At 51.5% G+C, this 24,908-nt stretch carries 26 protein-coding genes; 14 read left to right on the forward strand and 12 right to left on the reverse strand.

From position 1 onward, the window contains the following. Nucleotides 1-288 (forward strand): hypothetical protein (locus BKD14_RS19450; protein WP_210215518.1); only part of this gene is annotated, 288 nt, incomplete at its 5' end. A 29-nt stretch (nt 289-317) separates the two neighbouring features. Next, complete coding sequence (locus BKD14_RS14245; protein ID WP_075656957.1) at nt 318-731, forward strand: Rrf2 family transcriptional regulator; 414 nt, start codon at nt 318-320, stop codon at nt 729-731. 6 nt (nt 732-737) lie between these two features. On the opposite strand, the gene BKD14_RS14250 is transcribed toward BKD14_RS14245, so the two are convergent. After that, nucleotides 738-1,676 carry a zinc ABC transporter substrate-binding protein gene (locus tag BKD14_RS14250; RefSeq protein ID WP_075656958.1) on the reverse strand — a complete coding sequence of 313 codons (939 nt, stop codon included), beginning with the start codon at nt 1,674-1,676 and terminating at the stop codon, nt 738-740. Between the two features lie 159 nt (nt 1,677-1,835). Here BKD14_RS14250 and BKD14_RS14255 point away from each other — a divergent pair, with 159 nt between their 5' ends. Genes BKD14_RS14255 through BKD14_RS14265 form a run of 3 tightly spaced genes read left to right on the forward strand, consistent with a single transcriptional unit; the run spans nt 1,836 to nt 3,995 of the window. Continuing rightward, entirely contained in the window at nt 1,836-2,729 is an 894-nt protein-coding gene (locus BKD14_RS14255; protein ID WP_022709613.1) for a metal ABC transporter ATP-binding protein, read from the forward strand. Continuing rightward, nucleotides 2,722-3,549: a metal ABC transporter permease gene (locus BKD14_RS14260; RefSeq protein WP_075656959.1), complete on the forward strand. Its 828-nt coding sequence runs from the start codon at nt 2,722-2,724 to the stop codon at nt 3,547-3,549. Before BKD14_RS14255 ends, BKD14_RS14260 begins: the two co-directional genes overlap by 8 nt. Then, nucleotides 3,549-3,995 carry a Fur family transcriptional regulator gene (locus tag BKD14_RS14265; RefSeq protein WP_075656960.1) on the forward strand — a complete coding sequence of 149 codons (447 nt, stop codon included), beginning with the start codon at nt 3,549-3,551 and terminating at the stop codon, nt 3,993-3,995. Before BKD14_RS14260 ends, BKD14_RS14265 begins: the two co-directional genes overlap by 1 nt. A 49-nt stretch (nt 3,996-4,044) precedes the next feature. Here the strand turns inward: BKD14_RS14265 and BKD14_RS14270 are convergent, their stop codons facing one another. Then, nucleotides 4,045-4,854, reverse strand: a complete 810-nt coding sequence (locus BKD14_RS14270; RefSeq protein ID WP_075656961.1) for a LuxR family transcriptional regulator — start codon at nt 4,852-4,854, stop codon at nt 4,045-4,047. Between the two features lie 704 nt (nt 4,855-5,558). Here BKD14_RS14270 and BKD14_RS14275 point away from each other — a divergent pair. The 4 genes from BKD14_RS14275 to BKD14_RS14290 all read left to right on the forward strand — a co-directional run bounded on the left by BKD14_RS14275 (nt 5,559) and on the right by BKD14_RS14290 (nt 9,630). After that, nucleotides 5,559-6,662 carry an ABC transporter substrate-binding protein gene (locus BKD14_RS14275; RefSeq protein WP_022709617.1) on the forward strand — a complete coding sequence of 368 codons (1,104 nt, stop codon included), beginning with the start codon at nt 5,559-5,561 and terminating at the stop codon, nt 6,660-6,662. 200 nt (nt 6,663-6,862) lie between these two features. Further along, nucleotides 6,863-7,765, forward strand: a complete 903-nt coding sequence (locus BKD14_RS14280) for an ABC transporter permease subunit (protein ID WP_075657139.1) — start codon at nt 6,863-6,865, stop codon at nt 7,763-7,765. After that, a complete protein-coding gene (locus BKD14_RS14285) occupies nt 7,762-8,565 on the forward strand; it encodes an ABC transporter permease (RefSeq protein WP_022709619.1) in 804 nt (267 codons plus the stop codon). The genes BKD14_RS14280 and BKD14_RS14285 overlap by 4 nt, the downstream gene beginning before the upstream one ends. A gap of 3 nt (nt 8,566-8,568) precedes the next feature. After that, nucleotides 8,569-9,630 carry an ABC transporter ATP-binding protein gene (locus BKD14_RS14290; RefSeq protein ID WP_075656962.1) on the forward strand — a complete coding sequence of 354 codons (1,062 nt, stop codon included), beginning with the start codon at nt 8,569-8,571 and terminating at the stop codon, nt 9,628-9,630. A gap of 59 nt (nt 9,631-9,689) precedes the next feature. On the opposite strand, the gene gndA is transcribed toward BKD14_RS14290, so the two are convergent. The 3 genes from gndA to BKD14_RS14305 form a co-directional block, all read right to left on the reverse strand. Next, entirely contained in the window at nt 9,690-11,108 is a 1,419-nt protein-coding gene (gene gndA, locus BKD14_RS14295; protein WP_075656963.1) for an NADP-dependent phosphogluconate dehydrogenase, read from the reverse strand. Between the two features lie 146 nt (nt 11,109-11,254). After that, nucleotides 11,255-11,872, reverse strand: a complete 618-nt coding sequence (locus tag BKD14_RS14300; protein WP_083647163.1) for an N-acetyltransferase — start codon at nt 11,870-11,872, stop codon at nt 11,255-11,257. A gap of 195 nt (nt 11,873-12,067) precedes the next feature. After that, nucleotides 12,068-13,198 carry a type III PLP-dependent enzyme gene (locus BKD14_RS14305; protein WP_022709727.1) on the reverse strand — a complete coding sequence of 377 codons (1,131 nt, stop codon included), beginning with the start codon at nt 13,196-13,198 and terminating at the stop codon, nt 12,068-12,070. A gap of 772 nt (nt 13,199-13,970) precedes the next feature. On the opposite strand from BKD14_RS14305, the gene BKD14_RS14315 reads away from it, so the two are divergent. From BKD14_RS14315 to BKD14_RS14325, 3 genes are all read left to right on the forward strand, one after another. After that, nucleotides 13,971-14,891, forward strand: a complete 921-nt coding sequence (locus tag BKD14_RS14315; RefSeq protein WP_022709725.1) for a LysR family transcriptional regulator — start codon at nt 13,971-13,973, stop codon at nt 14,889-14,891. 89 nt (nt 14,892-14,980) lie between these two features. Beyond that, the gene (locus BKD14_RS14320) at nt 14,981-15,658 is read left to right on the forward strand and encodes a DUF1007 family protein (protein WP_075657141.1); all 678 of its coding nucleotides are present in this window, start codon (nt 14,981-14,983) and stop codon (nt 15,656-15,658) included. A 161-nt stretch (nt 15,659-15,819) separates the two neighbouring features. Continuing rightward, nucleotides 15,820-16,854, forward strand: a complete 1,035-nt coding sequence (locus tag BKD14_RS14325; protein ID WP_245293654.1) for a nickel/cobalt transporter — start codon at nt 15,820-15,822, stop codon at nt 16,852-16,854. Here BKD14_RS14325 and BKD14_RS14330 read toward each other — a convergent pair. The 6 genes from BKD14_RS14330 to BKD14_RS14355 all read right to left on the reverse strand — a co-directional run bounded on the left by BKD14_RS14330 (nt 16,851) and on the right by BKD14_RS14355 (nt 21,422). Continuing rightward, on the reverse strand, nt 16,851-17,081 hold the full coding sequence (locus tag BKD14_RS14330; protein ID WP_022709722.1) for a hypothetical protein: 231 nt from the start codon (nt 17,079-17,081) through the stop codon (nt 16,851-16,853). The two genes, BKD14_RS14325 and BKD14_RS14330, sit on opposite strands and share 4 nt — an antisense overlap. Nucleotides 17,082-17,085: 4 nt before the next feature. After that, nucleotides 17,086-17,772, reverse strand: a complete 687-nt coding sequence (locus BKD14_RS14335; RefSeq protein WP_075657142.1) for a GNAT family protein — start codon at nt 17,770-17,772, stop codon at nt 17,086-17,088. Between the two features lie 38 nt (nt 17,773-17,810). Next, the gene (gene modC, locus BKD14_RS14340; protein WP_022709720.1) at nt 17,811-18,935 is read right to left on the reverse strand and encodes a molybdenum ABC transporter ATP-binding protein; all 1,125 of its coding nucleotides are present in this window, start codon (nt 18,933-18,935) and stop codon (nt 17,811-17,813) included. Further along, complete coding sequence (gene modB, locus BKD14_RS14345) at nt 18,932-19,612, reverse strand: molybdate ABC transporter permease subunit (RefSeq protein ID WP_022709719.1); 681 nt, start codon at nt 19,610-19,612, stop codon at nt 18,932-18,934. Before modB ends, modC begins: the two co-directional genes overlap by 4 nt. A gap of 16 nt (nt 19,613-19,628) precedes the next feature. Next, complete coding sequence (modA, locus tag BKD14_RS14350; RefSeq protein ID WP_075656965.1) at nt 19,629-20,372, reverse strand: molybdate ABC transporter substrate-binding protein; 744 nt, start codon at nt 20,370-20,372, stop codon at nt 19,629-19,631. A gap of 126 nt (nt 20,373-20,498) precedes the next feature. Further along, nucleotides 20,499-21,422 (reverse strand): rhodanese-related sulfurtransferase, encoded by a 924-nt coding sequence (locus BKD14_RS14355; RefSeq protein WP_022709717.1) that lies wholly within the window; start codon nt 21,420-21,422, stop codon nt 20,499-20,501. 236 nt (nt 21,423-21,658) lie between these two features. Here BKD14_RS14355 and BKD14_RS14360 point away from each other — a divergent pair, with 236 nt between their 5' ends. Further along, nucleotides 21,659-22,282 carry an N-acetylmuramidase family protein gene (locus BKD14_RS14360; protein ID WP_075656966.1) on the forward strand — a complete coding sequence of 208 codons (624 nt, stop codon included), beginning with the start codon at nt 21,659-21,661 and terminating at the stop codon, nt 22,280-22,282. Nucleotides 22,283-22,335: 53 nt separating this feature from the next. After that, a complete protein-coding gene (locus BKD14_RS14365) occupies nt 22,336-22,974 on the forward strand; it encodes a 2-dehydro-3-deoxy-phosphogluconate aldolase (protein WP_075656967.1) in 639 nt (212 codons plus the stop codon). A gap of 65 nt (nt 22,975-23,039) precedes the next feature. Here BKD14_RS14365 and BKD14_RS14370 read toward each other — a convergent pair whose 3' ends face one another. Continuing rightward, on the reverse strand, nt 23,040-24,827 hold the full coding sequence (locus BKD14_RS14370; protein ID WP_075657143.1) for a DUF882 domain-containing protein: 1,788 nt from the start codon (nt 24,825-24,827) through the stop codon (nt 23,040-23,042). Nucleotides 24,828-24,908 lie beyond the last annotated feature (81 nt).

Genomic DNA, 24,908 nt, shown 5'->3' on the forward strand with positions numbered 1-24,908 from the left:
CAACCAATCTCAGGGGCGAAGCTCTCTGCCGCTAGCAGCGCCGCCGCCCTCGTTGTGTCGCTATATAGACCCCACCAATCCAAACTGTCAACACGACTTTTCAAAAAAACTACACAAATCGCAAACTTTCTTTCCACAGGGAAAACTTTAAAAATTAAGCGAAAATTTACCCTCTTTTTCGCCCTCGGAAAACCGGATTCGGCAAATCAGCAAGCCCGCGACAGACACATAGATTATGACTTGCGTTTGATACCTGCCCTACTCTGCGCTACAGATAGAGAGCAATAACATTATATAATGCAGGGAACACCGCTTACATGCTCACTAAAAAAGGGAAATACGGCCTCAAAGCAATGGTTCATCTGGCAGAAGCCACACAGGATGACCTTATCTCTGTTGGCGAGATCGCCAAGGCACGTAACATCCCGCGCAAATTTCTGGATAATATCCTGACAGACCTGCGCGTTGCAGGCTTTGTTCAAAGCCGCAAAGGTAAAGGCGGAGGCTTTTGTCTGGCCAAACCGGCCGATCAGATTTCAATCGGCAATATTATCCGCAGCCTTGACGGCCCTCTGGCCCCCCTCCCCTGCGCGAGCAAGACAGGATATAAAGCCTGCGAGGACTGCATCGAAGAAGACTGTAAAATTCGCCGTATGATGCTGGAAGTGCGCGAAGCCATCGCCAGCGTGCTGGATAAACGCACACTGGCAGATGGCTATAGCGATTTGTAACGGGAATTACTGCAGGCAGGTCTTCAGCGATGTCGCCAGATTGCGGATCAGCTGCGGATAAAGTTCCGGCCCGTCCTGAAGATCAGCCCCAAGCGGATCAAGTACGCCTGTTTTAGCTTCCGTTCCTTCAAGCACGGTCTTTACCAAAGCGGACTCAAATTGCGGCTCAGAGAACACACAGGTCGCCCCCAAGGACTTCACTTTGGTCTGAATTTCACGAATACGCGCTGCACCCGGTGCTTTTTCCGGATTGACCGTAATTGAGCCTGCCGCTGAAAGCTCGAAACGACGTTCGAAATACTGATAGGCATCGTGGAACACAATATAAGGCTTGGTGCGCACCGGCTCCAGCTCCGCCGCCACATCTTTTTGCAGCGCATCAATCTTATCGGCATAGGCTGCCGCATTCGCCTGATATTGCTTGGCATGCTCCGGATCAGCTTTACTTAAAGCTTCCGCAATCGGCTCCAGCATCAGCTTGGCATTTTGCGGATCAAGCCAGAGATGCAAATCATCATGATGATGGTCATGCGCCTCACCGCCCTCACCATGGCTGTGCCCGCCATGATCATGCGGTTCAAAATTGCCGCTTTCACGCGCAGACAGAATTTCAAGTCCTTTTACCTGATCCAGTCGCACAACTTCAGCCTTAGAACCAAGAGTCTCTAATGGCTTTGTCAGATAAGTTTCCATTTCCGGCCCGACCCAGAAAATGACTTTTGCTTTTTCCAGTGCACCGGCATCAGACGGCTTCAGATTATAGCCATGCTCTGATGCAGCGCCTTTAACAATAAGATCCGGCTCCCCTGCCCCCTGCATAACAGCAGAAACCAGTGAATGAATTGGCTTAATCGAAACCACGACATCGCCTTTTTCCGCCGCAACAACAGCATGCGAAGAAACAGACAACAAAGCAGATGCCAGCAAAACTCGGATAACAGACATAAAACCTCACAGAAATTGCTATTAATCACTGCCAGCGATTGAAATGACAGCATATCGGAACAATATGTTATAAAGTTACATTATTGCGTAATGCTATAACGTATGAGATAACTCGTGACAAGAGCAGGATCTGCTTTTCTATCATTCCGAAAGCGTACAATGCATCATCCATTATCAGCTGCCGCCAGCGGACAGACATCTGACATTCTTCTGCGCCTTGAAAATGCAGGGATTGAGCGGAACGGTCGCTGGCTTGTCCGCAACATTGATCTCACCCTGCATAAAGGTGAAATTGTTACGCTCATCGGCCCTAACGGCTCAGGGAAAAGCACGACCGCCAAAATGGCATTGGGTATTCATAAGCCTGATGAAGGCGCGGTGAAACGCGAGAAATCCCTGACCATCGGCTATGTCCCGCAAAAAATCTCGATTGATCCGAGCCTGCCGTTAACAGTTGAGCGCATGATCCGCATGACTGCTCCTATAAAAAAAGAAGCAATCGAAGCAGCTCTGGAACTTGCAGGCATCCCGCAACTCATCAAAGCACAAGTTGTCCATCTTTCCGGCGGCGAGTTTCAGCGTGTGTTGCTTGCCCGAGCATTTGCCTGCAAACCGGATTTGCTGGTGCTGGATGAACCATTGCAGGGCGTTGATTTTGCCGGTGAAGCCGAGCTTTATGAGAAAATTGCAAAATTCCGCGATCAGACCGGTTGCGGTGTTCTGATGATCTCCCATGATCTGCATATTGTTATGGCCGCAACAGACCGCGTTGTCTGCCTGAACGGGCATATATGTTGCAGCGGCACGCCGGTTGATGTGGCGGCCAGCCCTGAATATGCCAAACTTTTCGGATTGCGCACTCCGCGCGGCATGGAAATTCCGCCCTCGCTTGCAGTCTACACGCATCATCATGACCACACCCATCTGGCTGACGGACGGGTACAACATGCAGACGGTACGATAACCGATCATTGTCACCATGATGACGGCCATCATCATGAACACTGCGAAGACCACAACCATTCCCAAAGCGGTGGACACAATCATGCTTGATGACTTCTTTATACGCGCCATGCTTGCCGGTATCGGCCTCGCTTTAATTACCGGCCCTATCGGTTGTTTTATTGTATGGCGGCGCATGGCCTATTTCGGCGACACGATGGCTCATTCGGCATTGCTTGGCGTTGGCCTTGCCATGCTGTTTGACCTGAATATTATGGTTTCCGTCTTTCTGATCGCCTTTAGCATCGCGATGCTGCTGCTCGTCCTGCAAAAACGCCACTCACTTTCAGCCGATTCATTGCTGGGCATACTCTCCCACGCCACATTGGCATTCGGTCTGGTGCTTGTCGCCTTTATGACATGGATCCGCTTTGATCTGATGTCACTGCTGTTCGGCGATATTCTCGCGGTATCCGTCTCCGATCTTATCGCCATTTACGCCGGTGGCGCATTGATCCTTGCCGGTCTGATTAAACTCTGGCGACCTTTGCTTGCAGCGACCATCAGCGAGGATATTGCACAGGCTGAAGGTCTGCAACCGGAACTGCACCGCACTTTATTTATGATTTTGCTGGCGCTGTTGATTGCCATTGCCATGAAAATCGTCGGCATTCTGCTGATTACCGCTCTGCTGATTATTCCGGCAGCCACGGCACGCCGTTTTGCATTATCGCCGGAGCAAATGGCCATCTATGCGGCTTTTATCGGTGCCTGCTCGGTTATTGCCGGTCTCTTCGGCTCATTAAATTATGACACACCGTCAGGACCATCCATAGTCGTGGCTTCTGTGGTGTTTTTTGTTATAAGCTTGCTCCCATGGCAAAAACTCAAAGCATCTTTGCCGGTTGCGCGCGATAAGGAGACTTCATAATGACCGCTCATACGCATACAGGAACTGCATCTGCGGCAGCGCGCGCTCCGAAACTCACACGTAATCAGAATCTCGTATTGGAAGCGCTTGCAAAGGCTGAGTTCCCGCTCAGCGCCTATACAATTCTCGACCAGTTGCGCGAGGAAGGCTTCCGTGCACCACTGCAAGTCTATCGTGCACTGGACAAATTACTTGAATACGGCCTGATCCATCGCCTTGAAAGCCTGAATGCTTTTATTGCCTGCGCCCATCCGCACCACCATGAGCACGGCCATCTGCATGGTATCGCAGCTTTTGCCATTTGCGATAAATGCGGTTTAGCTTCGGAATTTTCTGAGCCGGAGATTGAAGATTGCGTGCAGCACTGGACGCAGAAGAACCATTTTCATCCAACGAAAACCACTCTGGAAATTCGCGGTCTGTGCGCAAGTTGCGCGCATAACTAATCAGGAACAACAGAACACCCCGCACAAAAATGCGGGGTGTTTTTGCCAATCAGCCCTGTAAATGCGATGTATCCGGCAAAGGTATAATGCCGAGCGACATCGCCACCGCCACTGCAGATGTGCGGTTGGCACAACCCAGTTTGATCTTGGCATTTTGCAAATAGGTCACCACTGTCCAGCGGGCGATGCTGAGAATTTCAGCAATTTCACCGTCAGTTTTTCCGCGTGCTGCCCATTTGAGGCAATCAACCTCGCGTGGCGTCAGAGAAACCAGCGACTGAACTTCGTTCTTTTGTGATGAATAGTCGCTCACCGCGGATAATACAGATTCATGTAATTGCGCAGTCGCCTGTAAAAAATCCTTTTCCAGCAGACGGATCAGATCTTCGGCATTGAGGTCGTTTTTGCCCTTTTTCGTGTCAAACGCATAAATAGTATGGGCATCCCCGCTGCCATTCAGCCGCTGTGTCACCATAATAAATGTATCGCCAAAATTATGCGCTCTCAAATCATCGACATAATTCTGCAATGCCGGTGTATTTTGTTTGTGACTGTAAATCTCTGTAATGCTGACACTATGAGGCAGCTCGGGATCAGACCATTTCTGATGAAAAAGCGGATCAATATCAAAATAACTTTTTGCAGCGTAATTCACGATCCAGTCTGCCGGAAATGTCGACACCACAGTCTTGATATTATCAGCCATGCCCGCATCCGCATGCTTAGGCGTAATATGCGTAATATGCTTGCAGGAAAGTTTTTTACGAACGGCGATATATGTTTCCAGAATAGATGAACAATATTCTTTGCCAAAGAAACTGTTTTGAAATTCCGGGAAATGGATAAATTCAAATTCCATGAAAAAATTCCGTTTTAAACACCTGTAATAATCAGCGAAATGAAAACATAAAAATCAAAGCGCATAAAAACGCGCGAATATGAAAATGATTCGAAAATAAACGCACATGATTTGCGCGCCTCTTCTCAACTAAGACATGAATGCAGCAAAAATACTATTTCAACGCGATGACGCAAATAAGATAAAACAACAGTGATCCGCTGCGACGAATCTCCGGTCATCCCCTCCCTCTGGAAACCGGCCCAAAACACTCTTCTGCAGAACTTAATAATTAAAAATCAGTGCCTTAAAATTAAGATTATTTCACCGCCAAACAGAATCTCATTATCCGGCACAGTTATTTTATTAAAATGTTTTTGTCACAATGCACAATTACCAACTAATTGCCCGCTCATACTATCCGGTTAACGACATTTGCGGCTAAGCCTATGAATCCTTTCTGATATTCAGAACCACGCCGCGCAGCCGGATTATCATCCGATAAAAATCAATATATTCAAGAGATTAAGTATATTGTTGTTTTTTATTCATTTCCTTCTCTCTAAACTGCAACATTCAATTGATTGCGATAAAAAAACATGGTTCACTTCTGCCCGGATAAAGAAAAACGATAGCTGTCATGGTACTTTCATATGACGCGCCTATCGAAAAAATGCGAGGATGCCTGAAAGCAGGCCTCCCGTAGCTTTAAGGGGAGTATGTCAATGCTTAACAGAACAACACGGCTGTTGTCCCTGACAACAGCGATCGCTTTTGCCGGCACCACATTATCCGTGGCAGCTCCGTCAGAAGAACTGATCGCCGCCGCGAAAGCAGAGGGTCAGCTGACCACAATCGCCCTTCCGCATGACTGGTGCGGCTATGGTGAAATCATCAAGAGCTTCAAAGACAAATACGGCATTCAGGTCAATGAACTGAATCCGGATGCAGGCTCCGGCGATGAAATCGAAGCAATCAAAGCGAACAAAGACAATAAGGGCCCTCAGGCGCCTGACGTGATCGATGTCGGCTTTACCTTCGGCACCACTGCGAAAAAAGATGGCCTGCTCCAGCCTTATAAAGTATCGACATGGGATTCGATCCCTGATGATGCCAAGGATGCTGAAGGTTACTGGTACGGCGACTATTACGGCGTATTGGCTTTCGAAGTGAACAAAGACATCATCAAAGATGCACCGCAGGACTGGGCTGATCTGCTCAAGCCTGAATTTGCCAATGCCGTTGCGCATTCCGGCGATCCGCGTGCATCCACACAGGCAATCCTGAGTGTGTATGCTGCTGGTCTTTCCCTTGGCGGCAAGCCGGGTGAAGAAGCAGCTCAGAAGGGGCTGGAATTCTTCCGCGACGTGAATAAGGCCGGTAATTTTGTACCTGTCATCGGCAAGGCCGCTTCACTGGCACAGGGCTCGACCCCTATCGTTATCCGCTGGGACTATAATGCTCTGGCAGACCGCGATACGCTGAACGGCAATCCGGAAGTTGAAGTTATCATTCCGAAAACCGGTGTTGTAGCCGGTGTGTATGTACAGGGCATCAGCGCCTATGCACCACATCCAAATGCAGCCAAACTCTGGATGGAACATCTCTATTCCGATGAAGGCCAGATCGGTTATCTGAAAGGCTATTGCCACCCGATCCGCTTCAACGCCATGGCTAAAGAAGGCAAGATTCCTCAGGAACTGCTCGACAAGCTGCCACCGGCAGAAGCTTACCAGAAAGCTGTCTTCCCGACCTTGGAAGAACTCGACAAGTCTCAGGCTGTCATCACCAAGAACTGGGATAGCGTAGTCGGCGCGAATGTTCAGTAAGCTGAACAGCTGAATGCTGCTGTTACGGGCGGCAACACCCGCCCGTAACAGGTTTTGCAATTTGCATTTTTATACGACACATATCATCATAAAAAATAACTCAGCCGGCACCGCAATCTGAACATTGCTGTATGCCTGCAGATTTCAGCACCTCAATCTGCGAAATCTTTCAGCCGCAGACCATAAAAAGCAAAAATCATATGAGCCTGTCCAGCAATGGCATAACATCTGACACGCCCCCTGTGCGACGCGCCCAGCGCCGTCTGCCTTTAGAGTGGCTCGGTGTTGCCCCGTTTTTCGCCTTCGCAATTCTGTTTCTGCTCTGGCCGACCATGTATCTGGTTGTCGGTGCATTTCAGGATAGTCAGGGTAATTTCACCCTGCAAAATATTATAGATCTGTTTGAACCCGGCATCATGAGCGCCTATTGGGTCTCGATCAAAATCAGCTTTGCCTCCGCTTTGGGTGGCGCTGTGATCGGCTCGTTCATGGCATGGGCGATTGTACTGGGTAAACTGCCCCGTTTTCTGCGCCCGACTGTGCTCACATTCTCGGGTGTGGCATCCAACTTTGCCGGTGTGCCGCTGGCTTTCGCCTTTCTTGCCACGCTCGGCCGCACCGGTTTCGTTACGATTTTGCTGCGCGAATGGTTCGGCTTCAATCTCTATGCCACCGGTTTTAACCTGCTGAGCTTTTTCGGCCTGACACTGACCTATCTGTTCTTCCAGATTCCGCTGATGGTGCTGATCCTCACTCCTGCGCTGGATGGCCTGAAAAAAGAATGGCGTGAGGCTTCATCCATTCTCGGTGCCACGACATTCCAATATTGGCGCATGGTGGCCTTTCCGATTCTCTGGCCAAGCCTGCTCGGCACCAGCCTGTTGCTGTTCGCCAATGCCTTTGGCGCCATTGCAACAGCCTATGCGCTGACCGGTTCTTCGCTGAATATCGTACCTATCCTGCTTTACGCGCAAATTCGCGGCGATGTTCTGCACAATCAGAATCTCGGCTATGCGCTGGCACTCGGCATGATCCTGATTACCGGTATTTCCAATCTGCTTTATATCTGGCTGCGCATGCGTGCAGAACGGTGGCAGAAATGAAGCTGAAATATTTCATTCCAAAAACCCTCGGCGCATGGATCGCCTTTCTGATCGGCGCGATCTATTTCGTTGTGCCGCTGATCGGTACATTTGAATTCTCTCTGCGCATGCGTCGTGGTGAATATTCTTTTGATGCCTATCGTGTGGTGCTGACTGACCCGAATTTTCAGGCGACATTCGGCTATTCCATCATGCTGGCCATCATGACGATTATTTTCGGCGTGTTGCTGGTGGTACCGACTGCCTATTGGGTGCGTCTGCGCATGCCTTACTTGCGTCCCGTCATCGAATTTATCACGCTGATGCCACTGGTTATTCCGGCGATTGTTATCGTATTCGGCTATTTGCGGATTTATAACTCGTCCTCATGGCTGCCATTTACAGGATCAACGCGCGCAACCGATATTCTGCTGATGTTCGGCTATGTGACGCTGGCGCTGCCTTATATGTATCGCTCGATTGATACGGCCATGCGCACGATTGATGTTCGCACTTTAACAGAAGCCGCGGAAAGTTTGGGCGCAGGCTGGCCGACCATTCTGTTCAAAGTGATTTTCCCGAATGTGCTTTCCGGTGTTATGAGCGGTGCGTTCATTACCTTTGCGATCGTCATCGGCGAATTTACGCTGGCTTCGCTGCTCAATCGTCCGGCTTTCGGCCCTTATTTGCAGCTTGTCGGTGCAAACCGCGCTTATGAACCGTCAGCACTGGCAATCATTGCCTTCGGCATTACATGGCTGAGCATGATTATGCTCCAGCTTGTCACCCGCTTCTCCAAATTTAAGACAGCAGGCAATTAAGTCATGGCTTTTCTCAATATCAATAATCTCAAAAAAAGCTTCGGCGCCAATACTGTTGTCCATGATTTCAGTCTGGCGGTTGAGAAAGGTGAGTTCATCTCGTTTCTCGGACCATCGGGCTGCGGAAAAACCACCGTTCTGCGTATGATTGCCGGTTTTGAATCACCCGATCAGGGTGTGATCGAAATCAACGGTCAGGATGTGGTCGATCTCAAACCGAACAAACGCAATATCGGCATGGTGTTTCAGGCCTATGCCCTGTTTCCGAATATGACTGTCGCACAAAATGTTGCTTTTGGTCTGCGGGTTTCAGGCAAGCCTAAAGCCGAGATTGATGCAAGGGTCAAAGAGATGCTGGAACTGATCCGCCTTGAGCATCTGGCAGACCGCTTCCCCTATCAGATGTCCGGCGGCCAGCAGCAGCGTGTTGCCCTTGCCCGTGCCTTGGCGACAAAACCGCAGGTTCTGCTGCTCGATGAACCGCTCTCAGCACTGGATGCGAAAATTCGTATTTCATTGCGTGAGGAAATCCGTGCTATTCAGCGCCAACTTGGTATCACAACCGTATTTGTTACCCACGATCAGGAAGAGGCACTGTCTATTTCCGACCGGATCGTGGTCATGCATGAAGGCAAAGCCGATCAAATCGGTACGCCGTTTGATATTTACAACCGTCCGGCAACGCGCTTCGTGGCATCATTCGTTGGTACGCTGAATATGCTGGAAGCCCGTGTGGCAGATCCGCAGCAAAATACTGCGGATCTTGGCGGCACAACTATCACCGTGCCGCAATCATTGGCATCTTACAACAAAGGTGATGCTATCACTCTGGCTCTGCGGCCGGAAACCATCAGCCTTGATGCCTCCCCTGCCCGCGACAGCAGCGTTGAAGTCATTGTACAGGATGTGCACTTCTTAGGCTCGGTCATTCGTACCCGTGTAACACTGGGTGCAAATCAGCTGTCTTTCGACAGTTTCAACAATCCGGCGGTGCGCCCGCCGCAGCATGGTGACAAAATCACTGTCCATTTTGCTGCGCAGGATTTATTGGTTCTGGGCAAATAAAAATAAAGGCCGGACTTGATAAAAGTCCGGCCTTTTTCTTGTCCTGTGACAAGGTGCAATTACAGCCCATCGCCCCAAGGGCCGTGGAAATCGCCGTCTTTGTCGATTCTTTTGAAACCATGCGCCCCGAAGAAATCACGCTGTGCCTGAATAAGATTGGCTGAACCGCGTCTTTGGCGGAACCCGTCAAAATAGCTGATCGCAGAGCTCAGTGCCGGTACCGGCACACCGGCAGTCACCGCAGCTGCCACAACCTGACGAAGACTTTGGGCAGCCACGCTCATTTGCTCAACAAATGCAGGTGCCAGAAGCAGATTATCCACCTCACCCGCAGCAAAAGCCTCACCGATTTCATCCAGAAACTGTGAGCGGATAATACAACCGGCACGCCAGATCCGTGCAATCGTCGCCAGTGGCAAATTCCACTGATGCTCTTGTGAAGCCGCGGCCATCACCGCAAAGCCCTGCGCATAGGCTGCAATCTTTGCGGCCAGCAATGCTTGCTCCAATGCGTCAATAAAAGTCTGATCCGCCTTGATCGATCCTGTCTGTACCGGATCGCCATAGGCATTTGCCAGTTTTTGTCGTTGCGCAATCAGGGAAGAGATTGAGCGTGCAGCAACAGCGGCTTCAATACCTGTCGCCGGAACACCGAGAATCTGACTTTCAATTGCCGCCCAGCGTCCGGTACCCTTTTGTCCTGCAGCATCCAGAATAATATCAGGCACCGGCTTTCCGGTTTCAGGATCAAGCGCTTTCAGCACTTCTGCCGTAATCTCAATGAGATAGGAATTCAGCGCACCTGTATTCCATTTTGCAAAAATCGGCGCGATTTCTTCCGCCTTCAAACCGCAAACATCACGCAAAATGCCGTAGATTTCCGCAATCATCTGCATATCGGCATATTCAATACCGTTATGAATGGTTTTGACAAAATGCCCCGCACCATCCGGCCCCATACGGGCACTGCATGGTTCGCCTTTATAACGAGCAGCTACCGCATCCAAAATCGGCTCAATACGCGCATAGGCTTCAGGCGTACCGCCGACCATCATGGACGGGCCGTTACGCGCGCCTTCCGCACCACCGGAAATGCCCATACCGACAAAAGTCGGGTCGTTTTCGCCGAGTGAATTCAGGCGGCGCACCGTATCGCGGTAATCGGAATTGCCGGAATCAATAATGATGTCGCCTTTTTCCAGAAAGGTCTTAAGCTTGGCCATTTCCGTATCAACGGGGCTGCCTGCTTTAATCAGCATGATAATCGGGCGCGGCTTGGCAATATTCTGGCTGAGCTGCTCCATGGTTGCACAGGGAATAATGCGTTCCTGCAACTCACCGCTGGAAGCATAAAACTTTTCTAATACCGGCGCTTCACGGTCATAAACTGCAACCCGATATCCTTTTTCAGCAATATTGAGCGCCAGATTAGAACCCATGACGCCAAGCCCGATCAGTCCGATATCTGCCAGTTGCATTCTGTTTTCCCTATATGTGAACTATCCGGCAAAATAGCCGGAGCATAATTCTTCGTTCTATATAGGTATGCTATTCAAAACCGGTTTCAACTGAAAGCAGAGACTGACAGCTGAAACCGGTTATTTTTCTTTAAATTCCGCTCTATTCAAACAGCAATGGCCTGACGGTCAGCAATCAACTTGCCGGTAGCAGTCAGCACACCGGATGCACCGTCCAGATAATTTTCTTCCAGCTCCAGCGCCAGAAAACGGTGACGTTCCACAGGCCCCGGCATAGCCAGATCAGCCATTTTATTGCCGGTAAAACCGAAACGGCCATAATATTCAGGATCACCAACCAGCAAAATCGCCTTATGGCCAAGCGCCTGCGCATTGTGAATAGCCTGACGCATCAATGCAGCGCCGACACCCCGCCCCGCATAAATTGTCTCAACCGCCAAAGGCCCCAGCAGCAAAGCAGGCACAGCTTCTCCGCCGGCTTTTTTACCGGCAGAAATATGCCAGAGCCGGACACTGCCGATCATCACGCCATCCGCATCGCGGGCAATCAATGCCAGCCCATAGGCAGGCACGCGTTTACGACGCAGCTTTTCCGATGATTTGCGCTTGCGGCCCTCACCCATCACACGGTCGAGCAAAGCCTCACGTGCACTACTGTCCGCAGGCGTTTCATGAGCAATACTAAACGAGACCGGTGCCGGAGCAGTGATTTGCGCGGCTGACAATTCAGCCGTGGTTCCGGCCGCAACAGAAGAAGCAGACATCAGCGTGAACCTTAAAGCATTTGCGTGAGGCAAATGCGCTAAAACAAAGCGGTAAGGGACATTGTTTCCTCACACATATGGATGAGGATAAACACAAAGCAAAAATTTTATTTGACAAAACCGGTGGAATTCTTCCACCGGTATCATTCGCAATGTGAGGCTGAATATGCGTCCCTGACGAGACGCATATCAGTATCAGATCACATAGGAGCGCAGCGGTTCAAAACCGTTAAACGCAACAGCCGAATAGGTTGTTGTGTAAGCGCCGGTGCCTTCGATCAGCACTTCATCGCCGATGGTCAGCGAGACCGGCAGCGGATAAGGTGCCTTTTCATACATCACATCGGCGCTGTCACAGGTCGGGCCTGCCAGAACGCAAGGTTCCAGAGTATCGCCGTCACGCGGAGTCACGATCTGATAACGGATCGCTTCATCCATGGTTTCAGCCAGACCGCCGAATTTACCGATATCGAGATAGACCCAGCGATTGTCATTGTCGGCTTTGCGGGAAACCAGAACCACTTCGGTTTTGATCACACCGGCATTGCCAACCATGCCACGGCCTGGTTCGATAATGGTTTCCGGCAGACGATTGCCGAAATGACGGCTCAGCGCATCGAAAATAGCTTCGCCATAGGCCTGTGCGGTCGGGATATCTTTGAGATAACGGGTCGGAAAACCACCGCCCATATTGACCATGCGCAGGTTAATGCCTTCTTTAGCCAAAAGATCAAACACGCCTTTGGTATCGGCCAGAGCACGATCCCAAGCAGTCAGATCAGTCTGCTGTGAACCGACATGGAACGATACGCCATAGGCATCCAGACCCAGCTGATGGGCTGCACGCAGCACATCAACAGCCATTTCCGGAACGCAGCCGAATTTGCGCGACAGCGGCCATTCAGCACCTTCACCATCGGCCAGAATGCGGCAGAACACGCGGGAACCCGGAGCCGCACGGGCAACCTTTTCCACTTCTGCAACGCAATCAACAGCATAGAGGCGAATGCCATATTCATAGGCGCGTGCAATATCGCGCTCTTTCTTGATGGTGTTGCCATAAGAAATGCGGTCAGGTGTTGCACCGGCATTGAGTGCCATTTCAATTTCCGCAACCGAAGCTGTGTCGAAGTTCGAGCCCATGGAGGCGAGCAGCGACAGAATCTGCGGTGCAGGATTTGCCTTTACCGCATAGAAAATGCGCGAGGCTGGCAGAGCCTTTTCGAAATGTTCATAATTTTCACGCACAACGTCGAGGTCAACAACAAGGCAAGGGCCTTCCGGACGTCGGGTGGCGAGAAAGTCGATAATGCGCTGTGTAGCCATCCTGATCTCCTGAACTGCAATAAGCAGTAAAAAGCCGCATCTTCATATCATTTGCGATGCGAAAGCCTGCCCCCGTGCAATGACGCACAAGGTTGAGCATGGTTTCAAAGGACTGATGAGCAAATACCTGCGCATACACGCATCAAAAGCCATCAGAGGGACAAACTGCCTTACGGCAAATATGAATCAGCTCTTCGCGCAACCGGCCTTTGGAGATGCAGGAAACACGGAACAAATACATATGCAGATGGATCAACGCCCTGAATTTAGCGTTTTTCCGCTTTGTCTGCCTTGGCTTGGAATGGGAAAAACCCGGTTCCGCACTTAGGGCAATGAGGGTGTGCCTCTTTGAGTTCCCGACCTGTGGAGAGCCGGAAGACACCAGAAAGGCCCGCACCGTCGTTGCTTCAAGATGTCCTCGATCCGTGGTTGGCCATCAGATCGACTGGAGCGGTTAGGTCCAGGTTACCGTACCGGGTCATTCTCCATTAAGAATACCGGCGGACACCCACAGGCACGTGCGACTTTGGGCAAGGGCGATATAAGATGATTTATGTGTCCACACAATGACAAATTTGAGCCGATTTGATTTTTTTTGGTTAATAAATCACTTCTTTATTCAAAATACGGCGCAGTGCTTTATGTAGATGATAAAAACAGGTGTCTTATTGATTGCAATGCAGCGAATCACTTTGATATTTCTGAGACATTTTGAATATTCAGGATCGCGATATATGGTGCGGTTTAGTCGCTGATCTGGAGGGCAGAGCTTATGGACACACTCACACGGATGCGTGCTTTTATTGATGTTGTGGAGGCCGAAGGTTTCTCAGCAGCTGCGCGCAAAATTGGTCGTTCCAAAGCCCTTCTGTCCAAATATGTCCGCGAGCTGGAAGATGATCTGGGCGTGCGGCTACTGAACCGTACAACTCGGCAATTTTCGCTTACCGAAAGCGGCCACACTTATTATCACCGCGCAACGGAGATTTTGCGCGAACTGGATGATCTGCAAGACTCCATCTCCGAGAGCAGCGGCGATGTGCGCGGCAAGATCAAACTGACAGCCCCGCGCAGCTTTGCTGATGCCTCACTGGGCATGTCACTGATTGATTTTTGTGCTGACCATCCGGAGATTGCGCTCGATATCCACCTTGATGACCGGTTTGTTGATCTGGTTGAGGAAGGCTTTGACCTTGCCATCCGCATCACCCGCTTGCAGGATTCATCGCTGATCGCCAAAAGGCTGAGCGCATTTCACACTGTTGTCTGCGCCTCGCCTGATCTGATCGCACGGCTGGGTATGCCGGAAACACCGGAGCAATTGCGGGAAATGCCCTGCATTATTGATACCAACAGCCGCTCCCGCAATAATTGGCAGTTCCGCAATCAGGACGGCTCGATGATGACAGTCGCCATCCGCGGCCCACTGGAGGTCAACAGCCCGCTCACCACCATGGCAGCGACTGTCAAAGGTCTGGGCTTCAGCGTTCTGCCGCGTTTTGTCGCCGATGGTGAGTTGAATAAAGGCACACTTGTGCCGGTGCTCCTAGATTATATGCTTAATGACGGCGGCATTTATGCCGTTTACCCGCACCGTACCTATCTGCCTGCCAAAGTACGCCTGCTGGTCGATTATCTCGCCAAATGGTTCAAAGATAATCCGTGCAAAGAGCTGACCAATGACGAGGCGTAAAACCCGTAGACTGTCGTCGTAGTTTTGCCTCACTCATTCTCCAAATTCCGAACCAGCATTGACCGCTCAAAAGAGTGATTTTCGTTTCCATGACCAGCAGCAAAAACAAGTCTTTACTGAATGTCCTCGGCCTGACCTGCCTCATAACAGGGCTGGGTGTTGTCGCGGCATCAGCACATCCGCATGTTTTTGCCGAAGCCCGTCTGGAAATCACAATCACACCGGATCGCTCCGTTGAGAAACTGGCGCATGTCTGGCGCTTTGACGACCTGTTCTCGTCAACCGTATTGATGGAGTTCGACAAGAAAGGCACGATGAAACTCGACAGCGCCGAGTTGAATGAACTCAGCACAACAATCGACACTTCTATTGCCGAGTATAAATATTTTCAGACAGTTACGCAGGATGGCAAAGATATTGCCATGAACAAGCCTGAGCATCTGATTGCTGATCTGCCGGATAATCAGCTGATCGTCCTGTTTGAAAGCAAGCCGGAAAAACCGCTGAAACTGGAACCCGGCCATAAAGTCAGTTTCGGCGTCTATGACCCGACTTTCTATACGGCAATTGATTATCTGAAAGACGAAGATCTGGTGGTGAAGGGCATGCCATCCGGCTGCAGCTCTGCTGTTGTGCGCCCTGATCCCGATGAGGCGCTTGCCCAGAACCAGCAAAGTCTGACACAGGCATTCTTCGACGAAGCCGCGGCGATGACCAATGACGTGTCAAAATTCTTCGCCACCCGAATAGAGATCACCTGTAAATAACAAGTCACCGGCCAGCGCATAAGGATTGGCCAAAGCTCAAATTTGTTACGTTATATCATCAGAGGCATTCCGGCATGAATCACGCAAAGCAACACACTCTTACTCTGCCCCCGTTAAGAGCCTGTGCTTTGCTGCTGACCATATGCACCTGCCTGATATTTGTGCTTCACAGTCAGGCATGGGCGCAATCTTCATTAGGTATCGGCGCCAGTGAAGTCACATTGCAGCCAACCGGCCCTTTTGCAAAGCTGATATTGTGGATTAATGCCGAGCAAAAACGCTTCTATCTGATGATGACTACCGCCCTGAAAGCGATGAAGGATGATCCGTGGGCTGCGTGGACATTGGTCAGCCTGTCTTTTCTCTATGGTATTTTACATGCTGCCGGCCCCGGCCACGGCAAAGCGGTGATCTCATCCTATATGATTGCCAATGAAACAGCTTTGCGACGCGGAATTTTTCTTTCCTTCATCTCATCCGTTTTGCAGGCACTGTCCGCTATTTTTCTGGTCGGCATGGCATGGTTTGTGCTGCGTGGCATCGGCATTTCAATGGGAAAAGCAGGACGCGGCATGGAAATAGCCAGCTATGTGCTGGTCATTCTCTGCGGGATTTATATCATCTTCCGCAAGCTTCGCTCAAAGCCGCAACGTGCTCCTGCAATAGCGGTTGAAACAATGGCACCGGCTCCCGTCTGGCAAGGTTCACTCTCAGCCTCGGCAACACAAAAACCATCGGCATTGAACACATCCATGCGGCTTAAATATCAGCCTGCCAATGCAAAGCCGGCTGTGTTTGACCATGAGTTTTCAGGGAGTGGTGCCAATTGCACAGCCTGCGGTCACAGCCACCTTGCTGATCCGTCCACTCTGAGTGGTGATTTCAACTGGAAAACCGCATGGGCAGCGATTATCGCCGTCGGCATACGCCCCTGCTCCGGCGCGATTATTGTGCTGACATTCTCAATGCTCAACGGTCTGATGCTGGGTGGTATTCTCTCTGCCTTTGCCATGGCATTCGGTACTTTCATCACCGTCGCCTTGCTCGCAACACTGGCTGTCACCGCTAAAAATACGGCGCTGCGCCTGGTCAAAAATCCGCTGATGTCAGCACGGCTGCAAACGGCGATTGAAATCGCCGCTGCATTATTCATCATTCTGACAGGCGTGCTTCTGTTGATTGCTGCCCTGAGTTAATTCTCTTTGTGGTGTTTTCGCTGTGATTTCGCCCGCAGCCAGAACACCACAAAAAAGGCCATCACAAAGACAACCGCAATCAGTGCCGCCAGCACATGGCTGTAAGGCCCGACCGCCAGCATGATGATCGGCATGGAATAAAACAGCGCGCCGAAAACCACCATAATCAGTGCGGCGGCTATAGCGGAATTGCGCGTATCCTTCTTATTCTGCTGTGGGGATGCCATGCGCTTATCTCCGGCCTGTATCGGCGTAGAAACTTTCCAGCTTTTTGATCTGCTGCACGTTCGCGTCAAAGTTTTCAGGGGCGAGCCAGTTTTGATAAGCCTGTTTCAATGCAGGCCATTCGCTGTCGATAACCGAATACCATGCAGTGTCACGGTTTTTGCCTTTAACAATCAGATGCTGCCGGAAAATACCTTCAAACTGAAAACCGAAACGCTCCGCCGCACGCTTTGACGGCAGATTGTCATTATTGCATTTCCACTCATAACGGCGGTAACCAAGCTCATCAAAAATATATTGCATGAACAGATACTGGGCTTCGGTCGCAGCCGGCTTGCGTGAAATCAGCGGCCCCCAATAGATATTGCCGATTTCAATACTGCCATTCTCGGCATCAATGCGCATCAGCGCCTGACGACCGGCAATTTTACTTGTCGCCTTGTCAATCGTGACGAAAAACATAGTCGTCTGGCTTGCGGCGGATTTCTCCAGCCATGGCAGCATCTCTTCGAGCGTTGCAGGCACTGTATCAAACAGCCATGTGAAACGGCTGTCCGCATCGGCAACGCTGGACGCCTCAAACAGCCCCTGCCCGTGCTTTTCAACACTCAGCGGCTCCAGCCGCACAAACTGCCCTTCAAGAACTTTGCGCTCAGGAACAGGCCGCGCTGTCCACTCTGACAAGTCCTGCATAATCATTCTCCTCTTCCTCAAAAGGAAATGACCATATTTTATGCAGATTGCAAACTTATTTCACTTTGCTGCAGTCTTGCGGCACTGCGATCTATCGACACTGCTTTGATAAGTGCAAAAACCTGCTCGCCGGTTTTCAGATTGAGATCCTGCACAGATTTGCGCGAAATACGGGACAATAATTGCACATCGCCCAATTGCAGGCGCAATTCCGCAAACGGCCCGTCATCGGTTGAGATTGCAGTAATCGTTACCGGAAAAATATTGCGGATACTGATATCCACCGGCGCAAAGCGCGACAGAGATACATCGCGCGAGCGGATACGCAGACGCACTTTCATCCCCGATTGCAATGCATGGTCTGTCAGCTGAAAATTATGCCCGCCAATGGCAATGTCAGCCATGGCATAGGCATCATCACTGCGGGTGACTTCCCCTTGCAAAAGCACACTTGTCGTATCGCCCGTACCATCAATCTGGCTGAAAATATCAAACACTGAACCGCTTTCCCGTACCCGTCCCTGCTCCAGCAGCACAAGCGTATCCGCCAGCCGCGCGACTTCATCCACCTCGTGACTGACAAAGACAATCGGCAGCCCGCTCTCGTCACGCAGACGCTCCAGATAAGGTAAAATTTCCTGACGCCGCGCATGATCCAGCGATGACAGAGGCTCATCGAGCAGCAGCAGGCGCGGTACCGACAGTAATGCCCGCCCGATCGCCACACGCTGTTTCTCACCGCCGGACAATTGATGCGGCTTGCGCTGTAATAAAGCGCCGATGCCGAGCAGCTCGGTTATTTCCTCAACCTTACGCTCCGGCTCACGTTTACCTGCCCATTGCGCATAGGTCAGATTGCGCAAAACACTGAGATGCGGAAACAGACGGGCATCCTGATAGACATAGCCGATATGGCGTTCTTCAGGACGGAGATTGATGTTTCTGGCGCTGTCAAACAGCACCAGATTGCCAACGGCAATACGTCCTTCCTCAGGGCGCAGTGTTCCGGCAATCATCCGCAGCAAAGTGGTTTTACCGGCACCGGACGCACCGAATAATGCTGTAACGCCGGTCTCAGCACGAAAGGCCGCCTCAACGCGAAACCCGCCATTGCCGCCTTTTACATTGAAATCAAGGGTATTGAAGCTGATTTGATGTGTCATTTACCAGCTCCGCTCAACCGGCGCTGCAACCATTCGGACAGCACCACCGCCAACACAGACAGCACAACGGAAACCAGAATAAGCTTCAGCGCAGCGGCATCACCGCTCGGCGTTTGCATCAGCGCATAAATCGCCAGCGACAGGGTTTGCGTTTCGCCCGGAATATTCGAGACAAAAGTTATTGTAGCGCCAAACTCGCCGAGCGCTTTGGCAAATCCCAGCACACTACCGGCAATAATGCCCGGTATCAGCAAAGGCAGCGTCACAGTCATAAAGGCTTTGATGCGCCCTGCTCCCAGTGTGCGGGCAGCTTCTTCCAAGCCCCTGTCAATATTTTCAATCGCCAGCCGCATCGGGCGGATCAGCAATGGCAGTGCCATCACACCGGCAGCCAAGGCTGCTCCCGTCCAGCGGAAAGCGAAGGTAAAATCAAACCATTGCAGCAGCAAACTGCCGATAGCGCCGCGCGTGCCAAACAGCACCAGCAGAAAATATCCGGTTACTACCGGTGGCAGCACCAGCGGCATTGTCAGCACCGCCTGCAACAGGCTTTTGCCGGGGAAATTATAGCGTGCCAGTATCCACGCAAAACCAAATGCAACCGGCAAGGCTCCGAGGATAGCAAGCCCTGCTATCCTCAAAGACAAAGCGATAATTTCCATTTCCGGCATTGCCATCAGTCAGATCAGAGCCTTATTTTGCTTCTGCCGCAGGCACAAAGCCCTTATCGGCAATGATTGCCTGTCCGGCATCGCTGCGCAGAAATGCAAGAAACGCCTTGGAGTTTTCATCAGCTTGGCCTACCAGTGCCGCAGGATAAAGAATTGGCGCGTGGCTGGATGCAGGGAAACGATAAACTTCTGTCAGTTCCGGCACCTGTGCACGATCTGATGCATAAACAATACCGGCTTTCACTTCACCTCTGGAAACATATTGCAGCGCTACGCGCACATTTTCCGCGAAGACTGCATTGGCAGAAACATCACCCCAGATGCCGAGTTTTTCAAGCGCTGCCTTGGCATATTTACCCGCTGGCACATTTGACGGATCGCCCATCGAGAAACGACCGGCTTTGAGGATTTCAGCAGCTTCTGCCGGTTTTGTATCTTTGGCACCGGCGATAACCAGCGCATTACCGGCAATCACAGCACGACTGTCATTTTCGATCAGCTTACGTTCCTGCACATAATCCATCCAGTCGAGATCGGCTGAGATGAAAATGCTAGCTGGCGCACCGGCTTCGATCTGCTTCGCCAGCACAGAGGAAGATGCATAGGATGCGGTTACTTCCGCACCATTTTCAGCCTTAAATTTCTCTGCTGCCGTATCAATCACATCTTTCATGCTGGCCGCAGCAAATACGACAATCTTTTCTGCCGCTAAGGTTGGCAGGGCAGTTCCGGCAAGCAGGCCAAATGCAACAACAAATCTGATCATGATATCCCTCAATATTTTCAATCATTATATTTCATCATGCATAACGATTCCTGCCTTATGCTTCAAGCAAATAAAAAAGGCCCTCCGAAGGGAGAGCCTTTTGCAAAATAGTCAGCTGAGAAAATCTCAGTCACCGATATGCTGCTTGGCACCACGCTCTTTCGCCAGCAGAACCTGACGCTGGCGTTCCGCATAACGGGCACGGTCAGCATCGCTGCGCTCATGATAACAAGTGTCGCAGGAAATACCTTCCTGATAGAATTTCGACAGTTTGCCCTCAGGCGTTACCGGATTACGGCAAGCGCGGCACAGTTCTACATCGCCTTCCACCAAACCATGGCCAACGGAAACACGTTCGTCAAAAACAAAACATTCGCCTTCCCAGCGTGTATCTTCCGCAGGCATATCTTCGAGATATTTCAGAATGCCGCCTTTGAGGTGGAAGACATCATCAAAGCCCAGACCTTTTACAAAAGCCGTTGCCTTCTCGCAGCGGATACCGCCGGTGCAGAACATGGCAATCTTCTTGCCTTCCAGTTCATCGCGGTGGTCTTCAACCCATTGCGGAAACTCGCGGAAAGTCTTGGTTTTCGGATCAATCGCGCCTTTAAAAGTGCCGATGGCATATTCATAATCATTACGTGTATCGATGAGGATCGTGTTCTCATCGTCGATCAGCGCATTCCACTCCTGCGGCTGCACATAAGTGCCGACGCTCTGCAACGGATCAATCCCGTCCACACCCATGGTCACGATCTCTTTCTTGAGACGGACTTTCATGCGGTTAAACGGCATCTGGCTGGCTGTTGAATATTTCAGTTCGATATTCTGCTCACGCAAGGCAGGAATAGCTTCAATGAAAGCAATCAGCGCGGCAATGCCCGACTGCGTTCCGGCAACGGTGCCGTTCAGTCCTTCAGCAGCCAGCAACAAAGTGCCTTTGATACCCTGCTCATCACAAAGCTCAGTCAGCGGTGCCTGATAGGCTTCAAAATCCGGAAAACGCGCAAAACAATAAAGCGCAGCAACAGTGAAATGTGCTTCACACATAAATAAACCTCAATAGCTGGTCGCCTCGCAAAGGCGCTGCCGTGATATTCCGCCTGAGCACCCTGAGGGTCAGTCAGACAGCCGAAAACAGATTAATCTGCCTGCCAGTGCTCTAACGCCGCTGAGGGTCAATTTCAAGATCAGCATCAAATTTTGCTGCCATGAAGCGACAATCTATCCCCGCCCTCACTACGCATGACACAGTGCAAAGGGTATATCAGTCAGGAGAGAGTGCCATGTTTCGCGCAGAAATCAGAATGCTGTTTTCAGAAGCAGGACAAGCGCATCATCTCGATCCCGCAGCCCTTGCCGCTGTCGCACAGACAGAAAGCAGTGGCATTGTCACCACGCGCATCAATGGACGTGATGAACCACTGATCCGCTTTGAGGGGCATTATTTTGATAAACGCCTCAGCCCTGCCGATCAGGCAAAAGCCAGAGCGCTGAAGCTCTCCTCTCCCCGTGCCGGAGCCATTCCCAATCCGGCGGATCAGGCAGCACGCTGGCAAATGCTGGACAAAGCCTGCCGCATCAACCGCGATGCCGCTTATGAATCCACATCATGGGGTGTCGGACAGGTTATGGGTGCCCATTGGCACTGGCTCGGTTATGTGTCCGTTGCTGAAATGGTTGAAACTGTGCGCAGCGCCGTGCCGGAGCAGATTGAACTGATGAGCCGCTTTATCGTCTACAGCAATCTGCGGGATGTGTTGAACAAGCACGACTGGCAAAAATTCGCATATAGCTATAACGGCCCGCTCTATGCCAAAAACCGCTATGACCGGAAACTGGCTCAAAACTATGCGCTGTATCAACCCTTGTTTCCCGCCTTCACTCCCCCTGATCAACGAACAGCATAGACAAAATATCTTCGGAACGTTAAATCGATTATAACAATAATTCCGAGGGTGAGATGTCGCAGAAAACCGAAAGCCTGATTCCCGTCATGACGGGACAAACCGTCATCCCTGTTCTGCTGATTGATAAAGCAGCAGATGCCGTGCCACTTGCACGCGCTCTGGCAAAAGGCGGTCTGCCTGCCATCGAAATTACCCTGCGCACCAGTGCGGCACTGGATGCCATCCGTGCTGTGGCAGAAGATGTGCCGGAAGCCATTGTCGGCGCCGGAACCATCCTCAATGCCACTCATTATGAGCAGGCTGTCGCCGCCGGTTCAAAATTCATCGTCAGCCCCGGCGTAACAGATGCTATTCTGAAAGCCGCAGATAACAGCCCCGTCCCTCTGCTGCCGGGTTGCGCAACAGCAAGCGAAGTGATGAGCCTGCGTGAGCGCGGCTATACTCATGTGAAATTTTTCCCTGCGGAACAAGCAGGCGGCGCGGCCTATCTTAAAGCCCTGTCCTCCCCGCTTGCCGGTACTTTCTTCTGCCCGACAGGCGGCATCAGCCTCAGCAATGCCATGAATTATATCACCCTGCCGAATGTGCTGTGCATCGGTGGCTCATGGATTGCTCCTAAAGAGCTGGTCAATGATGGAAAATGGGATGAAATTACAGCGCTGGCAGCCGCAGCCGCCGCGCTCAAATCCTGATCAACATTAAAACTCAGGCAATAAAAAAGGGAGCTCAAAGCTCCCTTTTTTCATTCTTGTACCGATCAGTTGATCTTAGAGAATTTAGCAATCGGAATGAAAGTCACAGCATTGCCTGTAAAGCGGTTTGCATTACCGGCAGGCAGGTCTTTCTGGAAGCCGGCTGTGTAAACAACGGTTGGTGCCTGACGCATGGCATCATTCCGCAGAACCGGATTGGACACCGGTACAACTTTGGCTACAGGTTCATTCGAAATCGCAACTTCTGTCGCGGCATCGGCAGGCTGCAGCACTGCATTGGCAGCCGCTTTTGTAACTGGGCGATCTGAACGACCGGCTTTAGCGGTTGTCCGTACAGCGTCAGCACCAGTTGCTGCGGCAGTATTCTCGCCGTTTACGACCGGACGGGAGGACGGACGGCTGTTGCGTGTATCCTGTGGCATAACCATAGCCACCTGCTGTTCCTGAGCCTGCGGACGCGGAGCAGGAATAGATGCAGTGTGGTCACTATTGCTCAGCAGATCAGCAATCGCATCCTGACCGGCTTCAGCACGGGCAACGGAGACTTCCTGAGCCTGAGCCTGGGTTGGGCGCGTTGCCGGAACAGCAGCGGCCAAAACGGTATTGATCGCCTGTCCTGCGCCCTGCGGACGCTGTACCGGAACCGGCACATATCCGCTCAGCATAGCACCGGTATTTGCAGTTGTGTCAGCTGCAACCAGCGCGGCAATCTGGTCATTGGCAGGCTGGGCCGGTGCGGAAGGCGCACCTGTGGCACCCGCAAAAGCCTGCGCTTCAAGTGTATTCGGCGGTGGCGGCGCCATAGCCAGCAGCACTTCGGCTTCCGACTGCGGACGCTTCACCGGAACCGGCACAGCAAAAGCCATTGCCGCCTGTGCATCCGGTGTCATTTCCACACCGGCCGAAGGGCGCGGTGCATTCAGTGGCACCGGTGCATCGCGGGCAGGCAAAGCAGCAATCAACGCTTCCTGCGGCGCCTGAGGCTCAGGCTGTGCAGGTACAGCACGGTTCGGCACTGCCGGTACCGGAGCCTGACGGGCAGGAACTGCGGCAGCAGGTGCTGTACGTGCCGGACGGGCAGTTGCTACAGCACGGCTGGAGCTTTCACCATTATCTTCTTCTTCATCCGCACCGCCGCCAAACAACATACCGAACAGAGATTTGCTCTTCGGCTTGGCAGAAGCCATCTGGATTGTACCGCCATTGGCCTTACGGGCTTCATAGGCAGCAAGCGCCTGTTCATAACCCGGCAATGGCTTGCCATCGGTCGGAACGTGAATTGTTTTACCGTCAGGGAACACAGCCAGCAATTCGCGGCGGCTCAGGCGCGGCCAGTGACGCACACTGCCGACATCAAGATGCACAAACGGTGAACCGGAAGTCGGATAATAACCAACGCCGCCGATCTGATAGCGCAACGCGGTGTCACGCAGCTTTTTCAGCGGAACACCCGGAATGAAAAAATCCATCGCCTTGCCGAGCGTATGCTGGCTGCTTTTGGCAACGCCGCGGGTACGCGAACGCAGCATGGAGTTCGTCGCCGGTGAACGATAGGCGGAAACAACAGTAATATAATCGCGGCCACCGGCGGTCTGATAGACCTGCCAGACCAGATCGAACAAACGCGGGTCCATCTTGGTCGGCTCATTGCGGCGCCAGTCGCGCAGGAAGACATTCAGCTTCTTCAAACCATCCGGCAGATAGCGGCCGTTTTTCTTGAACGTGATTTCTGCACGTTCACCGGTATGCACAAAATGCAGCTTCAGTGTACGGGTTTCGGCTGCAGCCTGAGACGGCGCGAAAGCTGTAACAGCCGTGAAAACAAGTGCCAGCTGCGCGCTGAGTTTAAAAACCCTGCCTGCCCAGCCCGCCAGTTTAGATGTTTTGCTGTTTTCCAATTTCGAATGCCTTAC

Source organism: Pseudochrobactrum sp. B5, assembly GCF_001939785.1.
GTDB lineage: Bacteria > Pseudomonadota > Alphaproteobacteria > Rhizobiales > Rhizobiaceae > Pseudochrobactrum > Pseudochrobactrum saccharolyticum.

Coding starts and splice junctions, on each gene's coding strand:
- BKD14_RS14315 (WP_022709725.1), top strand. CDS start 13,971: ATGGACACACTCACACGGATGCGTGCTTTTATTGATGTTGTGGAGGCC.
- BKD14_RS14280 (WP_075657139.1), top strand. CDS start 6,863: ATGAGCCTGTCCAGCAATGGCATAACATCTGACACGCCCCCTGTGCGA.
- BKD14_RS14260 (WP_075656959.1), top strand. CDS start 2,722: ATGCTTGATGACTTCTTTATACGCGCCATGCTTGCCGGTATCGGCCTC.
- BKD14_RS14265 (WP_075656960.1), top strand. CDS start 3,549: ATGACCGCTCATACGCATACAGGAACTGCATCTGCGGCAGCGCGCGCT.
- BKD14_RS14270 (WP_075656961.1), bottom strand. CDS start 4,854: ATGGAATTTGAATTTATCCATTTCCCGGAATTTCAAAACAGTTTCTTT.
- BKD14_RS14290 (WP_075656962.1), top strand. CDS start 8,569: ATGGCTTTTCTCAATATCAATAATCTCAAAAAAAGCTTCGGCGCCAAT.
- modB (WP_022709719.1), bottom strand. CDS start 19,612: ATGGCAATGCCGGAAATGGAAATTATCGCTTTGTCTTTGAGGATAGCA.
- gndA (WP_075656963.1), bottom strand. CDS start 11,108: ATGCAACTGGCAGATATCGGACTGATCGGGCTTGGCGTCATGGGTTCT.
- BKD14_RS14275 (WP_022709617.1), top strand. CDS start 5,559: ATGCTTAACAGAACAACACGGCTGTTGTCCCTGACAACAGCGATCGCT.
- BKD14_RS14245 (WP_075656957.1), top strand. CDS start 318: ATGCTCACTAAAAAAGGGAAATACGGCCTCAAAGCAATGGTTCATCTG.
- BKD14_RS14330 (WP_022709722.1), bottom strand. CDS start 17,081: ATGGCATCCCCACAGCAGAATAAGAAGGATACGCGCAATTCCGCTATA.
- BKD14_RS14320 (WP_075657141.1), top strand. CDS start 14,981: ATGACCAGCAGCAAAAACAAGTCTTTACTGAATGTCCTCGGCCTGACC.
- BKD14_RS14255 (WP_022709613.1), top strand. CDS start 1,836: ATGCATCATCCATTATCAGCTGCCGCCAGCGGACAGACATCTGACATT.
- modA (WP_075656965.1), bottom strand. CDS start 20,372: ATGATCAGATTTGTTGTTGCATTTGGCCTGCTTGCCGGAACTGCCCTG.
- modC (WP_022709720.1), bottom strand. CDS start 18,935: ATGACACATCAAATCAGCTTCAATACCCTTGATTTCAATGTAAAAGGC.
- BKD14_RS14305 (WP_022709727.1), bottom strand. CDS start 13,198: ATGGCTACACAGCGCATTATCGACTTTCTCGCCACCCGACGTCCGGAA.
- BKD14_RS14365 (WP_075656967.1), top strand. CDS start 22,336: ATGTCGCAGAAAACCGAAAGCCTGATTCCCGTCATGACGGGACAAACC.
- BKD14_RS14300 (WP_083647163.1), bottom strand. CDS start 11,872: ATGTCTGCTTCTTCTGTTGCGGCCGGAACCACGGCTGAATTGTCAGCC.
- BKD14_RS14250 (WP_075656958.1), bottom strand. CDS start 1,676: ATGTCTGTTATCCGAGTTTTGCTGGCATCTGCTTTGTTGTCTGTTTCT.
- BKD14_RS14355 (WP_022709717.1), bottom strand. CDS start 21,422: ATGTGTGAAGCACATTTCACTGTTGCTGCGCTTTATTGTTTTGCGCGT.
- BKD14_RS14285 (WP_022709619.1), top strand. CDS start 7,762: ATGAAGCTGAAATATTTCATTCCAAAAACCCTCGGCGCATGGATCGCC.
- BKD14_RS14335 (WP_075657142.1), bottom strand. CDS start 17,772: ATGCAGGACTTGTCAGAGTGGACAGCGCGGCCTGTTCCTGAGCGCAAA.
- BKD14_RS14360 (WP_075656966.1), top strand. CDS start 21,659: ATGTTTCGCGCAGAAATCAGAATGCTGTTTTCAGAAGCAGGACAAGCG.